Here is a 14,518-nt window from a genome sequence, read left to right on the forward strand (position 1 = left end):
TTGCTTACAGTAAGAATTTTATTTGAAGTGTTTAAAATGAGTCCCCAACAGAGGAAAACGGTGTTTGTTTCTTCTTTTGGGGATAATATTTTGCACACTGTTGAAGCCTTAAAGAAACAGTACAGTGGAAATATAGTCATTTTAAAGGACGTAGGTTGTCGTTATAGTTATAGAGAAGACTCCCAAACCTCCGTTCTTTCCTTTGACATGAAGAAACCTTATGCTTTTATACTATCAATCTATCATCTAGCTACTTGTGAAAAAGTGTTTGTCGATAATTATTTTGGGTTCTTAGCTGCTGCTAATTTTCGTGATAACGTAGAGTGCATACAACTTTGGCATGCCTCTGGAGCTGTAAAAAGGTTCGGGCTTAAGGATCCTTCAATCCACAACAGGACAAAACGGGCCAACGAGCGTTTTCGTAAGGTGTATAGTAAATTTGATCATGTTGTCGTGGGATCTGAAAAAATGGCGGATATATTTAAGGAAAGTTTCGGGCTTTCCGACACTCAAATCTTGAGAACAGGTGTACCCCGAACCGATTACTATTTTAAAGAAGAGGATAACGAAGATATCAAGGCTAGGATGGAGAGAAAACATCCTAGAATTAAAGGTAAAAAGGTTATTTTATATGCCCCAACTTTTCGGGACAATAAGTTAACCGATCCAGATATTCAATTAAATTTAAAATTAATGTATGAGAATTTACAGGAAGACTATGTACTTCTTATGCGTCTTCATCCGGCAATTAGGACAAAGTTCATGAACTCTTTTCCTAACTTTATCATTGATGTCTCGACAGGTGAGAAAATTAATGAACTATTAATGATTACGGATTTATTAATAACCGATTATTCTTCAATTCCTTATGAATTTTCGTTATTGAATAAACCGATGATTTTCTATTCGTATGACCTTGAGGATTATTCGAGGGCACGAGGATTTTGGGATGACTATCATTCGATGGTTCCTGGCCCTGTTGCTTATACAAGTGAAGAAATTATCGAGATTATTCTGAATGAGCCGTACAATATGAATGTTGTCAACCAGTTTTCTCTAGATTGGAATCAATATTCAAAAGGACAATCCAGCCAGCAACTCATCCAAGCTATTTATGGGGATGTAGCAGAGAAAGAAGAAGCTTTATTCGAACAAAGATAGTCGTTAAGGGGATCTTAACGGTTATCTTTGTTTTTTAATATAACGAACCAGACAATGTTTCGTTGAGGCACGCCCCCTTTCAATACCCCTTTTTATTTCCTGCCTTCCCAAACTTTGAATAAAAACATAGGCAGCTTAATCTGTCTCTTGATTCTCCACGGCTCAATGATCAAACGATACAACCACTCAATTCCAAATCGTTGAAAAATAGCTGGAGCACGCTTCACTTTACCTGACAATACATCAAACGAACCGCCTACCCCCTGAAAAATTCGCACATCAAGGTCTTTCATGTTCTCAACAATCCAGTGTTCTTGTCTTGGACTTCCTAGTGCCACAAATAGGATGTCAGGTTTAGCTGCATTGATTTGCTGCTTGATATATCCTTGATCCTTTACATATCCATCCAACACACCAGCTATTTTTAAATTAGGATATTTCCTGATTAGGCTTTCTTTCGCTTTTTCAGCCACCCCTGGCTTAGCCCCATAAAGAAAAACAGATTTATCATGGATGGTTGCCTGTTCACATAATGTAAGCAGCATATCTATCCCCGTTACTCGCTGTGAAATGTCTCCTCCTTTGATCTTTGAAGCCAGGAGAACACCTACACCGTCAGGTATCTGGTATGTTGCCCCATTTAGTAAGCGCCGCAATTCTGCATCTTGTTGAGCTCTAAGAATCTTTTCGGGATTAATCGCTACGATAAAAGATTGTTTCTTTTGTTCAATGTCCAACATAATCTTTTCTTTTAGTTGGTTATAAGAATGGCTGCTTACGTTAACTCCTAGAAACTTCTCCTTCATGATTTCACCTGTACTCTGTCAATTTTTGAATCCCCTAATCTCTTTACAAGGAACCCTGTATTTTTCCATCTGTCTAAATCCAGAACATTCTTCGTATCAAAGACCAGTTTATTCCTCATTGTATCCTTTACCTTTTCAGGATCCAGTGTTTTAAATTCATCATGATCTGTCAAAAAGACTACAATATCAGCTTGATTCAAGGCTTCCTCCAAATCTTGGGTTTGATTCATAACCACATTGTGTTTGATATGCGGATCAAAGGCTGTAAAGTTCATGCCTCTCTCCACCATTTTTTCTATAACCTTCAGGGACGGGCTCTCCCGCTGATCATCAATATTGGCTTTGAACGATATCCCAAATAGAGCTATTTTAGGATCTCCTATAAAGTTTTCCTGGCACAACTCTTCGATTTTATTAGCTGTAAATATAGGCATATGGTCATTTGTATTTCTCGAAAGCTGGATAATATTTGACAGTCCGGGTTCAATTTCAGCTAAAAACCATGGGTCAACTGCTATACAGTGTCCTCCTACTCCAGGGCCTGGTGTGTGGATATTTACACGAGGATGATAGTTGGCCAATCGAATGGCTTCCCATGAATTGACGCCAATTTTCTCACTTATTAACGCAAGCTCATTCGCGAATGCGATATTGACATCACGGTAAGTATTTTCGATCACTTTTGCCATCTCAGCTGTTGTTGCATCAGTCAGATGTATATTCCCGCGTACGAACGATTGATACAATTCTTTAGTCATCTGTGAAGACTCCTGGTCGATTCCCCCAACAATTCGATCATTACCCACCAGTTCTTGAAAAACTTTTCCTGGAATAACACGTTCAGGTGAATGGGAAACGAACAAGTCCTCCCCTAACCTCAATCCGGATTCACGTAAAATAGGGAGCATTACATCTTCAACGGTTCTTGGAGGTACAGTGGATTCCAAAATAACAAGGTTTCCCGGGTTAAGATAAGGAACAATAGACTCAGTAGCACTTCGTACATAATCCAGGTTGGCCGTTTTATCTGCTTTAATTGGAGAAGGTACAGCAATTATAAACACATCAGCTTCTGTCGGCTCTACGGATGCTTTAAATGATCTGGCTTCAACTGCTTCCTCCAAACGTTCACATAGTCCGTTCTCTTCAATATGAAGTTGTTTATTATTAATCATCTCCACTACCCCATCGTTTACGTCTACTCCATGGACCTGATGTCCATTTATGGCAAACATTACTGAGGTTGGAAGACCGATATAACCTAAACCTACTATACACAGTGACTTCTTCATCCCAAATACTCCCCTTTCTCAATCAGAAACATTGTTTATAACAAATTTATGCTTTCCGCCTCTTGTTTTTTCAAAATTATCAGTTATTTCTAAATTTACCTTGTTTAATTCAGCTTGCTCTAATATCCTGCGTCTGATACGTTCGATATTTTGTTCGAATCGGGAGTCTGACAATTTAAGCCTAACTCTCACTTCACCTACGTTATCCTGAATTACTTGGAATTGTTCGATTGCATCATATTGTCTGAAAGTCGTTGAGAAAAACCCTCCATGTACTTTTCGGTTTCCTGCTGAGTAGATAAATTCTTGCTGTCTTCCTTTAATATGTGTAAATCGAATTAAACCTCTGCCACAAGGGCATGGTTTTGTAGAAATAGCGCCATAATCTCCTACTTCATATCGTATGAAAGGCATAGCGTAGTTGGAGAGGTCAGTTAGCAGGATTCTGCCTTCCACACCGTCTGGAACAGAGTTCCCTTCTTCATCGACGATTTCGACAAGACAACGCTCCATCCCAATGTGTAATCCTTCATGTTGTTCACATTCAAACGCTGTCACTCCGCCATCATTTGCTCCGTATTGATCAAATACTTTACATGTAAAAGCCATCTCGATAGCTTTACGGTAATGAGGGAATAATACTTCTGATGTAGTAATCACACCATCCAGTTGAATGCTTTCTCCTCTTTTAATCATGAAGTTTGCCAATTCATACGCAGAGGATGCATAACCGTAAAGAAACTTCACGTTACCTTTTTTCAATTTCCTTACGTAAGATTTCATGGTCTTTTCTGACATGTTGTAAGATGAAAAGGGAATCCAATTGTTCAGGTAATAATACAGTTTCCGCTTCACGTCAAAGCCAGATAGTAATGATCCTCCAGCTAATATCGCGATTTTATCACCTGGTTGATAACCTGTGACGCTCCATCCTCGCCAAAGGTTCGCCCACATTAAGGAATGAGATAACTTCGGGACATAATATTTTAATGGCTCCCCTGTAGAACCGCCTGTCCGCTTTTCCGCTGCATTATAATCCTCTATATTATTAGTGACCATCTCTCTTTTATGAAGTTTAATCTCAGCTTTATCTACAATAGGTAGTTTATTTAGATCTTTTAGTGAGATAATATCCTTAGGTTCGATTTCGGCTTTTTCCATATAATCCTTATAATATGGAACATGTTTGTAAGCGTGACTTATCAACTCAGTTAACTTTTTGAATTGTGAAGAGGTCAATTGTTGCTGGCTGCCCCACTGGCTTTGTTTATATTTTTTATAATAGTGCATTCCATTTGTTTTTCTCATCTTTTCCATAACGAAAATCTTCAACCGTTTGATCAAACCCACACGTCTCTCTCCTTAATGTTTATCTGCTGAATTCCTAGAAAATTTACACCACTTTATCTCTGTAGCTATTTGCAATGGTTGATATGGATAATTCTACTTCCCGCTTATTCATTTCTACAACATTGTTTTTGTAAAGATTTGTTTACGATTGTAAAATGACTTTACATATGGTTAATAGACACCATGAAAATAATGGTTTATACTTCATGTGTCCGAAATAAAACTATTGTTGAGGTGCTATAAGATGCTCACGATTATAAATAAAGAATTTTATACAAAGATTCTGTTACTCTTCATTATAATCCAGCCTGTCCTGGATATACTTACATACTTTTCAATTAAATCACTAGAGACAAGCGTGACCATTGGCATTATTTTCAGAGTATTGTTTATGGTAGTATCTTTATGGTTTATCTTCTTTGGCAATTCAAGTCGACTGAAGAAACATGTCATTTTCTATTTATTGGCTATGTTTATTATCTTCGGCGTTGGCCTTGTCTATAATTTCTTTGCAAAACCCGTCTTTGACCCCTTTGTGGAACTTCAGTTTCTTGCCAAAACCGTTTACTTCTCCATAATGCTTTGTTCTTATTTACTGCTTTTTACTAACATTGATCATAAAGATGATGTCAGCCACCGTATCCTCAAAGCTATATCGGCTGCTATGTTGATCGTGTCTGTGACCATGTTCATAGCTATATTAACAGGGACCTCCTCGAGTACTTATGAATGGAATAAATTCGGGTTTAAAGGCTGGTTTTATTCAGGGAATGAACTCGGTTCTATCGTAGCCATCAGCTTTCCTTTAGTTTACTTATATGCACTAATAAAGTTTGATAAATTGAAAAAGGTCTACTATTTCATACCCGTGCTGATGCTGGCAGCGGTTTCGATCCTTATAGGAACAAAGGTAGGCTACTTCGCTGTTTTGGGAGCGGGTATCATTGTTTTTCTAACCTATCTAATCTACTGGATCATCCAGATGATTCGAAAGACAAAAAACCCTCAGACTAGCATGCGCCTTATCTGTTCATTCGTATTTTTGCTGTTATTTTTGCTGGTCACCCCCTTTTCACCAAGTTTTTCTAATGTGTCGGGGGATGTTGATGCCATAAATGAACAGTCTGAACAAACTAGTGATGAGCAAAATAAAAATCAATCCTCTGGAGATTCCGGGGAGGATAATTCTGACCAGAATCAGGATAAAGACCAGCAGCAATTGATGAAATCACCTATTCTAAAAATCATCTTAAGCTCTAGAAATGTCTACTTTACAGAGATTTATAATGATTATATGGATGCTTCCCCCATGCAGAAAATGTTCGGGATGGGCTATGCCGGGAACTACCGGGAAAGCCCAAAGTTAATTGAAATGGATTTCTTTGATTTATTCTTTTCTTATGGGATTATTGGGTTTCTTTTCATCTTAGTCCCTTTTATTTTTATTGTCGGCTTATTTATCAAGTTACTGTTTCAAGTACCTGGCCGCTTATTGCATCCCGAGAATATGCTCATCCTGCTGTCGATCGGTTTAGGTACAGGCATCGCCTTCTTAGCAGGTCATGTATTGTATGCCCCAGCCGTTAACATTTACTTAGCGATTTCCATGGTATTATTGATGATCAATATGCTGAAAATGAATAAAGACCGTTCTGAAGCTTAAGCCGCATTTGCTTAAGCTTCACTACATGTTAGGAGACCAACCAGATGTCAAAAATCAAAATATTACAGGTAGGACCTCTCCCCCCTCCAATTGGCGGGATGTCTGTATTTCTCAACAACCTGCGGAAATTTAAAAGCAGCCGGTATGAATTAAGCTTTTTTAATATTTTCCCTAAGAAAGACAGAAAACTTAATAAGGTTTTCTTTAACATCTTCATATTGATCAAGTTTTTATGGGAAATGAAAAAACAGAAGCCTGAAATTATTCATATCCACACTGCAGCTTATCGAGCTTTTACGAAAAGTATGTTTTTCGTAAAGTTGGCAAAATGGAGACAGAAGAAGGTTATTATCCATATTCATAGTGGTATGTTTGTAGAGTTTTATAACAAAAGTAGTAAAAAGCGACAACAAAGGATTAATCATACCTTACAGCAGTGCGACCAAATCATTTGTTTGTCTGAGACCTGGAAGAAATTATTTATCAATACTTTTTCTGTGGATGAGGAGAACTATACTGTATTGCCAAATGCAATTTTTATAGAAGAATTTAATGAGGTAGAGCCATTACCACCTAATGAAGGGAAAACGATCCTTTTTGTTGGCAAGCTCATCAAAATTAAAGGAGTACTCGATATCATTGAGATGGCCAAACGGCTGAAAGACCATTCTGAGATCAAGTTTCTTATCATGGGAGACGGCCCTTTGAAACATGTGTTAGAGGAGGCAATTGATACCCACAACTTACATATGAAAACGTTAGGCACACTATCGGGAAAACAGAAGGCAGAACAATTCGAACGTGCTAATCTTTTTCTCCTTCCTTCTTACTTCGAAGCACTCGGTCTATCTAACCTAGAAGGGATGGCTGCTGGACATGTGGTGCTATCTACTAACGTTGGCGCCATTCCAGACGTTATCACTGATGATCAGGAAGGATACTTATTTGAACCGGGGAATATTCAAGCTTTCGTGGAAAAAATATTGGAGCTGGACATGACAGTCATGCAAAGAATCTCCGAACATAATAAAGAACAAGCTAAGCAGTATGACTTCAGCATACTGAACAAAAACCTTGAACAGATATACGACGTTTTTTTAAAAAATAGGAATTAGCAAAAGCAGAGCGGGTGATTACGCTCTGCTTCTTTTTATCCACTACTCTTCTGATTACTTCGTTTAATTACAGACAACATCTGCTGAAACCCTTCCCGGTAAAAAAGATATAAACCAGCTATATAAAAAATGACACCAATAGGAACTAAGATTAACAATTGAAACAATGAATAAATGTGTTGTATGGGAGTCAACCATTGAATCAACAGGATCGGAAGCGCCATTACCGCTGTCGGGATACAGACTTTGACTACTAATTTGAGAAGCCTATACAGCTCACTGCGTGGATACCCTTTATAAATAACCAGCGTAATAAATACTAAATAATAGAATGAAACAATCGTACTGGCTAACGCTAATCCCGGATAGCCTAACGGAATCAGCAGCACGTAGTTCAAAATAATATTTAGCAGCACTGTTGTTGAACTTATCTTAAGCAGGCTTTTTGTAGCTCCTTGTGCATACATTCCTTTAACAGGTACCATAAGCATACCCTGTGTAACAATGAGAGGAATGTACATGTAGAGGGCATCAAGGGTATTCTGAGTATCCTCCGGCGTAAAAGCACCTCGTTCATATATGAATGAAATAGCAGCTTCGGCAACCAGTAATATCCCTATTGCTATTGGGACCAATGTCATTAAGCCTACTTGATATCCCATATATAATGTTTCTTTAAATTTATTTTTGTTATCACTTTGTTCGGATAGTAAAGTGAAAATGATCGCAACAATAGTTGTTTGAAAGATAGCACTTGGAATACTCATTAATAAAGATGAGTTATTTAAATACGTAACTGCTCCTTTCACTGTTCCAGAAGCAAACATTTTATCTACGAAAACGTTGATATGTCCGACTGAAGAGTGCAAGATAGCAGGTATGAGTAAAATAACAAATGTTTTAGCAAACCTTTTATCCAGACGAAGTGTGGGACGCCACTTATAATCGTATTTATATAAGTACCACACCTGGATAATCAAACCTAACGAAAGGCCAAACAAAAAACCATAAGCGATACTATATATTCCCCAACGATCAGCAAATACCAAGATAAACAAGGGAGCCATAATCGCCCCTAATAAATTAACGATCTGGTTCGGTACAAAGCTGCGTACTGCTTGTAGGTAAGATTCCAAGATACTAGTCAGACCAATTACGAGCATGAATAGAAAGAAGATTTTAGTCATCTTGATAGCTACAGTTTCTGTTATTTCCGGCATATCACCAAAGATAGTTGTTACGATAAATGGTGTTGAGAAGTAGGTAACTACCGTCAGGAAGACTAATAGTAAGATTGAATAATTCAACAGACTGTTCGCATTGCGTTGGGCCAGGATATTATCCTCGCGCATCCCTTTTACATACTGTGGCAAAAAAACGGAGTTAAACCCATTCTTAATCAGCGTCTTCATTAAGGTTACAAACGTAAAAGATAACAAAAATCCATCCGTATAAGCGTTAGCTCCAAACTCTTTTGCAATAAGACTTTCTCTTACGAAGCCAACTAACTTTAGAACTAAAGCCAAAATGGTGATCCACAACGCTGCCTTTTTTAGTTTGGACATATACGTATACCTCATTTTTCTCTTTATACTGTATAAACACTATTCCACATACTACCACTACTTATTATAACTGAGAATAAAACCTCTTTACCATTTCAATGAAAAAAGAGCCCGCTTAAGGCTCTTTTATATGATCTTTTTTAGTCTTCTTTTTACTTTAAACAAGAAATAGCCAAATTCTTCAGCCTTACTCGGATCAGGCACCCTTCTTTGTAAACCTTCATTTCTTGTGTATTTACACGGGTTACACAATCCGCATGGAGTGCCATTCTTCTTCGGTGTGTGGCAGAACCAAGTCATCTCCATGATATGTTGATAACCGTTTTCTCTTGCGACCTTTTCCATGTCCAACTTTGAAAGTTCCAACAACGGAAAACGATATGGATGAAAGATACTATACTCCGGTCTGGAAGGCTGTGCTTTCACCCGATAGTAATGATCATTTTCATCTTCTACTTTATAGGCATCATTCTGAATTAGCCCTTGGACTTTATCATGTAAATGCACAGATAATTCAAGATGATCGAGGTTGCGAGAAATTGCATATCTTCCTAACCAGTCATATTGGTCACCGAGTCGATCTGATGAAGCGAGCTTGTTGTACTCTTTAGTAATATCCTCACTAAGAGGAATATCCTCTTTTTTTATTTCGATAGTTGGATAAATATTTTTACTGGCCTCTGGAAAATCTCTTTCCAATTGTTCTTTAATGGAGGCCATCGTCCGAAGTTCCATTTCAGTCGAGGGCCTGACTGGATCAAGTACATAATACGGTTGCACATTTTCATTTTTTTCAATGACCAGATTCAAAACTCTAAATGTTGAATCCCAGCCGCCAGTCCATAAAACATTATGTGTCATACTAACCTCCTCGCTGGAAGCTACCGTAACAACTTAGATTGCTTTAAAACTCTAGTTGTTAGTATTTTTCTGCTTCCTGTTTTTTCTAGATCCTTGCTTCCTAATCGTATCCAACAAAGGTCGTTTTCCTTTATAAACAACCCCAGTTAATTCAGCAAATAAATGTAAAAGCAAAATGAATATTAGCGTAATGATTAGGGATATACCAAATGAGGTTAACGAGAATATAATCGCCAGAAAACCAAACACAGCACTAAATGCATAAACGATTAATACAGTAGCTCGGTGGCTAAATCCTTCCGCTAAAATTTGGTAATGAATATGTTTATTGTCAGGCATCATGATCTTTTGTTTATTTATAATTCGTCTTATAATCGAGAAAACCGTATCAAAGACCGGTACAGCTAACACAATGATTGGAATAACAAAGCTGAATAATGTTACATTCTTAAATAATCCTACGGTGGAGATAATAGCCATACAGTAGCCAAGAAACAGCGAGCCTGTATCCCCCATATAAATTTTAGCAGGATAGAAGTTATGGATCAGAAATCCTAAATTACTTCCTATTAACACAACGCATAAATAGACGATGGATATTTGGGGTTCTATAGCTAGTGCCATAATGGCAATACTTATTAAAGAGATAGTAGTTACACCTGTTGCTAAACCATCAAGTCCATCTATTAAATTGATGGCATTGGTAATCCCGATAATCCAAAGGAAGGTAAAGATCACACTAATTGGTTCATTTAGCGGGATCATCCCTATAAAAGGGATCGTAACAATGTCAATCTTCAATCCAGGGATAATTACCACAAAGGCTGCAATAATCTGACCTGTCAGTTTTACTAATGGATGAAGTTGGTATCGATCATCAAGCAGACCGGTAAGTACAATGACAAAAGCCCCCACACTGATTGGCGTTAAATAATCAATATCAGGTCTTATTATAAGCATACCTGCCACCACTCCTCCAAAGATGGCAATACCACCCATCCGTGGAGTAATTACTTTATGAATTTTTCGTTCCTCTGGATAGTCCATCATTCTCCATTTTACAGCTAGTTTTAATACTGGAAATACAAGCAGATAACTCACTAACATGGATACTGCGAGTGCTATTCCAATTTGGATGTATTCATTCATTAAAAAATCCTCATTTTTTGTTAAAGTCTGTAGAATTTGGCACATTTCAGTTTTATTATACCATAACCTTGTTATCCTAAGCGGACCCTGAATCACTTCTGTTCTAGGTAATGAGTAAACAGGATCCTATCACTATGAATAAGACTCCTATCATTTTTTTTCTTGAAATAATTTCGTTTAAAAAAACGTAGGAGATCAGCATCGTCCAAACATAGGTGATTGATGTTAATGGAAAAACAATCGTATAAGGCAAGTAATTCAAAGTGATAATATTCAAGATTGCCCCTGATCCATAAAACGCGACGCCTATGGTAAGATTTTTCATAAAGTGACCATTCATCGCAACACCTTCGCTGGTCGCTCGTTTAAAAAAATAACCTCCGACAGCTCCTAGTAAGGTGAAAACCATGATGATTCCTACCCACTTAATCATGATCCCCACCTCCTATCAGGGCAGCACCTACAATAATAAATAGCGTTCCAAGTAAATTGCTTTCCGTAATCGTTTCCTGCAGGACTAGACTTCCAAAAAACAGGGCAAACACGTACCCTATGCTTAATAATGGATGAAGCACTGATAAGCTTCCAAAACGGAAGGCTATAATCATAAAGACGGCCCCAAGGAAATATAAGAAAAAGCCGAGAATTAAAGTCCAATTCAATTCTCCATTGGCCATCTTCCAGAACATCTGCCCAAGGGCTGTCTGAAGGGAAGCCAATACCATTAATACTATTCCTAAACCATTCTTTTTAAATGACTGTTTAAATTCATTCATGTTTTACCGTCCCATTATCAAATTTCAGGAAGACAACTACCATCATCAGAAATGCTATAAACACATTAGCTAATTGGTACCGAAAGTCCTGTGCCGGTATAGCCAAAAACATGGTTCCTGTATTAAGCAGCACTGGTAAGATGACCAGTAAAGAGCGTGCGCCATTCTTTATAGCTAGTGCCATACCCGTAAGAATGATCAAAAACGTATAAGTAGCTGGCCGTAAAATAAACTCACGCAAGTTCTGGTCAATCCACCCAAGGCCATAATTGATAAAACGATGAACGGTGTTACTCAAAGGGTCTGTTTGCAGCCCATAATCATTATACAAATACACATTTCTGGCAAACGTACTCGTATAACCGTCATCCGGTTGATTGATTTGCCATAACAGCGAGGTTTGGTCCAGATAAGCTTCTACTGCCAACCCAAAATTGTTATATACGATCGACGCCCAAGTTTTCAGGTAATAAGGAAAGTCATTAAAAATAACATCCTGATTATATTCCCCTGCGAACTTAATAGGGTTGGTTATATAAGGGTTATATTTTTCTTTCCATTTTTCTAGCGGCAATATTTTATTGAGATAGGTGCGTTCCTCTTCTGTAAGATCACCATCTTCTACGATCACCTTAGCTATTTGCTGCGTTGGAATCCCGAGCGCTTCATTTGGACTTGTTGAACTTACATCCATATATGAATAAAATGGGCCAGTCACAACGAAATATGTCACCGCTACTAGTCCCACAGTTAAGATTAACCGTTTCAAATACTGCCGAAAAGTGATCATCATTAAAATGGCCATAACGATGAATATTGGCAAGCCATTATTTCGCATAAAACTAACACCCAGCACTGTTAAACCAAGAATAAAAAGATGACCATTGGAAGCCAGCCATTTTCCTTTTGTAGAGACAATATTGAACACGAGAATGGTAAAAAGGAAAAGGAATGCACTGAAAAAGATATCCTTCCACATGGCGATGGCGAAGATGCCGTTTAAAGGGAAAAGTGCGAACAACATCATACCTGGCCAAAGCCACTTTCTAGGAAGCCCTCTTTTTTCCAAGCTGTACACCATATAACCACTTATGATCGCAATGACTACAATTTGAGAAAAAGCCACAATGGCTGGAGACTTCCATATACTAGTTAGCCCCAGTATGTACCACGTATAAACCACCGGATGCCAATTACTAAAATCGAAAGTATGGATTTGTTCCCAGTGTGAAAATGAATCTGGAGTCATAGTTCCAGGGAAATAAGCAACTAAATAAACTGACCAAATCAAAACCGGCGGAATGGCATATAACAATATCCTCCAACGTGATACTGTTCTTATCTTTAATTGGAAGGAAGTATGAACAAGTATATATAACAGATACGTTATTCCCATAAAAATTAAGACAAATGACATACTATAGACCGATGCTTTGAACAGCCATGGATACAAATCCAAGTATTGATTCGTGTTTTTCAAACTAAAAACTAACAACAAAGAAAATACAGCCCCGAAGATGAGTATCATGGGCCTCTTAACGAATGTATGAAACTCATTCCTTCTTTTAATATAAGAGAATGAAATGGTAAGGCTTAAAGCAAAGAAAACAATAAAGCTCAGAATGACTACTTTCCATGAGGTAGCAGAAAGCTCCTGATATAATGAGATAAAAGATATTGTACTGATTAAACCAACTATACTACTGATAAAGGTGAGCATGACTACTTTTTTCTTCATTTTTGATAGCCCTTCATATCTGATTTGATCTTATTCAATTCGAGTTCATATTGCTTATTAAAATTAGCAGCTACCGTGTCAAGAATCAGCCCACAAACAAGTGATAACATGGATAGAATCACAAGACCTACAGCCAATATAGCAGAAGGTACTTTCGAGATATAACCCGTATTGATAAACTCGACAATGACTGGTACTCCTGCTGAGAGTCCTAATAGCAGGAATACCACTGCCCAAAAAGAGAAAAACAGTAAGGGTTTGTATTCCTTAAATAAGTTAAAAATCTTATTTAACACCTTGTAGCCGTCACTAAATGTGTTTAATTTTGATTCACTTCCGTCTGGGCGATCCTTATACTCAATCGGGATTTCTCTTATTGTAAAACGTTTATCCAAAGTATGAAGGGTCATTTCTGTTTCAATTTCAAACCCTGGACTCATGATCGGAATAGATTTAACGAATAAGCGGTCGAAGGCGCGATAACCTGTCATAATGTCTTTCAAATCACTTTTATATAAAAAGTTAATAAGGTTACGGACGAGGTTGTTCCCCAAATTATGAAACTTTCTTTTATTTTCTTCTATATATGTACCGTTCGATAAACGATCTCCAATCACAATATTGGCTTCTCCATTTATCACAGGTTCCAGCAATTGGTGTACAAATTTCGCGGGATAGGTCCGATCCCCGTCAACCATTACGTAATAATCTGCCTCGATATCGCGAAACATAGAACGTACAACATTCCCTTTCCCTTGTTTGTACTCCCTGCTAACGATAGCACCGTTTTCTCTAGCTACTTTAGATGTTTGATCTTTAGAGTTGTTATCATAAACATAAATGTCAGCCTGCGGGAGTTCCTTTCTGAAATCTTGAATTACACTACCTATTGTCTGTTCTTCATTATAGCAAGGTATTAAAACAGCAACTCTCACAACGACGAACTCCTTTACAAAACAATTTTAAGTTATCGTTCTCCCAACACTTTAAAACATGAAACGACATAATTTATACATCATTTTTGTTAAGTTTTGTTAAGTTG

Annotated in this window: 13 protein-coding genes; 3 read left to right on the forward strand and 10 right to left on the reverse strand. The window is 37.6% G+C overall.

Annotated elements, in window-relative coordinates; translation table 11 throughout:
* Positions 1-1,161 (forward strand): CDP-glycerol glycerophosphotransferase family protein, encoded by a 1,161-nt coding sequence (locus tag P9989_RS15750; RefSeq protein WP_283075817.1) that lies wholly within the window; start codon positions 1-3, stop codon positions 1,159-1,161.
* 92 nt (positions 1,162-1,253) lie between these two features.
* Here the strand turns inward: P9989_RS15750 and P9989_RS15755 are convergent, their stop codons facing one another.
* The 3 genes from P9989_RS15755 to P9989_RS15765 are packed head-to-tail and all read right to left on the reverse strand — an operon-like array spanning position 1,254 to position 4,609.
* Complete coding sequence (locus tag P9989_RS15755; RefSeq protein ID WP_283075818.1) at positions 1,254-1,967, reverse strand: WecB/TagA/CpsF family glycosyltransferase; 714 nt, start codon at positions 1,965-1,967, stop codon at positions 1,254-1,256.
* The gene (locus P9989_RS15760; protein ID WP_283075819.1) at positions 1,964-3,259 is read right to left on the reverse strand and encodes a nucleotide sugar dehydrogenase; all 1,296 of its coding nucleotides are present in this window, start codon (positions 3,257-3,259) and stop codon (positions 1,964-1,966) included. The genes P9989_RS15755 and P9989_RS15760 overlap by 4 nt, the downstream gene beginning before the upstream one ends.
* A gap of 18 nt (positions 3,260-3,277) precedes the next feature.
* Positions 3,278-4,609, reverse strand: a complete 1,332-nt coding sequence (locus tag P9989_RS15765) for a phenylacetate--CoA ligase family protein (RefSeq protein ID WP_283075820.1) — start codon at positions 4,607-4,609, stop codon at positions 3,278-3,280.
* A 244-nt stretch (positions 4,610-4,853) separates the two neighbouring features.
* On the opposite strand from P9989_RS15765, the gene P9989_RS15770 reads away from it, so the two are divergent.
* Both P9989_RS15770 and P9989_RS15775 read left to right on the forward strand, forming a co-directional pair.
* Positions 4,854-6,272 carry an O-antigen ligase family protein gene (locus tag P9989_RS15770; protein WP_283075821.1) on the forward strand — a complete coding sequence of 473 codons (1,419 nt, stop codon included), beginning with the start codon at positions 4,854-4,856 and terminating at the stop codon, positions 6,270-6,272.
* Between the two features lie 44 nt (positions 6,273-6,316).
* A complete protein-coding gene (locus tag P9989_RS15775) occupies positions 6,317-7,387 on the forward strand; it encodes a glycosyltransferase family 4 protein (protein WP_283075822.1) in 1,071 nt (356 codons plus the stop codon).
* 35 nt (positions 7,388-7,422) lie between these two features.
* On the opposite strand, the gene murJ is transcribed toward P9989_RS15775, so the two are convergent.
* The 7 genes from murJ to P9989_RS15810 all read right to left on the reverse strand — a co-directional run bounded on the left by murJ (position 7,423) and on the right by P9989_RS15810 (position 14,411).
* On the reverse strand, positions 7,423-8,952 hold the full coding sequence (gene murJ, locus P9989_RS15780; RefSeq protein WP_283075823.1) for a murein biosynthesis integral membrane protein MurJ: 1,530 nt from the start codon (positions 8,950-8,952) through the stop codon (positions 7,423-7,425).
* 126 nt (positions 8,953-9,078) lie between these two features.
* Positions 9,079-9,813: a 7-cyano-7-deazaguanine synthase gene (locus P9989_RS15785; RefSeq protein ID WP_283075824.1), complete on the reverse strand. Its 735-nt coding sequence runs from the start codon at positions 9,811-9,813 to the stop codon at positions 9,079-9,081.
* Between the two features lie 51 nt (positions 9,814-9,864).
* The gene (locus P9989_RS15790) at positions 9,865-10,962 is read right to left on the reverse strand and encodes a glycosyltransferase family 4 protein (protein ID WP_283075825.1); all 1,098 of its coding nucleotides are present in this window, start codon (positions 10,960-10,962) and stop codon (positions 9,865-9,867) included.
* 103 nt (positions 10,963-11,065) lie between these two features.
* Positions 11,066-11,395: an EamA family transporter gene (locus P9989_RS15795; protein WP_283075826.1), complete on the reverse strand. Its 330-nt coding sequence runs from the start codon at positions 11,393-11,395 to the stop codon at positions 11,066-11,068.
* On the reverse strand, positions 11,388-11,738 hold the full coding sequence (locus P9989_RS15800) for an EamA family transporter (protein ID WP_283075827.1): 351 nt from the start codon (positions 11,736-11,738) through the stop codon (positions 11,388-11,390). The genes P9989_RS15795 and P9989_RS15800 overlap by 8 nt, the downstream gene beginning before the upstream one ends.
* Positions 11,731-13,476 carry a DUF6020 family protein gene (locus P9989_RS15805; protein ID WP_283075828.1) on the reverse strand — a complete coding sequence of 582 codons (1,746 nt, stop codon included), beginning with the start codon at positions 13,474-13,476 and terminating at the stop codon, positions 11,731-11,733. Before P9989_RS15805 ends, P9989_RS15800 begins: the two co-directional genes overlap by 8 nt.
* Positions 13,473-14,411 carry a glycosyltransferase family 2 protein gene (locus tag P9989_RS15810; RefSeq protein WP_283075829.1) on the reverse strand — a complete coding sequence of 313 codons (939 nt, stop codon included), beginning with the start codon at positions 14,409-14,411 and terminating at the stop codon, positions 13,473-13,475. The genes P9989_RS15805 and P9989_RS15810 overlap by 4 nt, the downstream gene beginning before the upstream one ends.
* Positions 14,412-14,518 lie beyond the last annotated feature (107 nt).

Origin of the sequence: Halobacillus naozhouensis, from assembly GCF_029714185.1 — a bacterium.
Classification (GTDB): domain Bacteria; phylum Bacillota; class Bacilli; order Bacillales; family Halobacillaceae; genus Halobacillus_A; species Halobacillus_A naozhouensis.

Coding starts and splice junctions, on each gene's coding strand:
- P9989_RS15770 (WP_283075821.1), top strand. CDS start 4,854: ATGCTCACGATTATAAATAAAGAATTTTATACAAAGATTCTGTTACTC.
- P9989_RS15775 (WP_283075822.1), top strand. CDS start 6,317: ATGTCAAAAATCAAAATATTACAGGTAGGACCTCTCCCCCCTCCAATT.
- P9989_RS15790 (WP_283075825.1), bottom strand. CDS start 10,962: ATGAATGAATACATCCAAATTGGAATAGCACTCGCAGTATCCATGTTA.
- P9989_RS15755 (WP_283075818.1), bottom strand. CDS start 1,967: ATGAAGGAGAAGTTTCTAGGAGTTAACGTAAGCAGCCATTCTTATAAC.
- P9989_RS15795 (WP_283075826.1), bottom strand. CDS start 11,395: ATGATTAAGTGGGTAGGAATCATCATGGTTTTCACCTTACTAGGAGCT.
- P9989_RS15785 (WP_283075824.1), bottom strand. CDS start 9,813: ATGACACATAATGTTTTATGGACTGGCGGCTGGGATTCAACATTTAGA.
- murJ (WP_283075823.1), bottom strand. CDS start 8,952: ATGTCCAAACTAAAAAAGGCAGCGTTGTGGATCACCATTTTGGCTTTA.
- P9989_RS15760 (WP_283075819.1), bottom strand. CDS start 3,259: ATGAAGAAGTCACTGTGTATAGTAGGTTTAGGTTATATCGGTCTTCCA.
- P9989_RS15800 (WP_283075827.1), bottom strand. CDS start 11,738: ATGAATGAATTTAAACAGTCATTTAAAAAGAATGGTTTAGGAATAGTA.
- P9989_RS15805 (WP_283075828.1), bottom strand. CDS start 13,476: ATGAAGAAAAAAGTAGTCATGCTCACCTTTATCAGTAGTATAGTTGGT.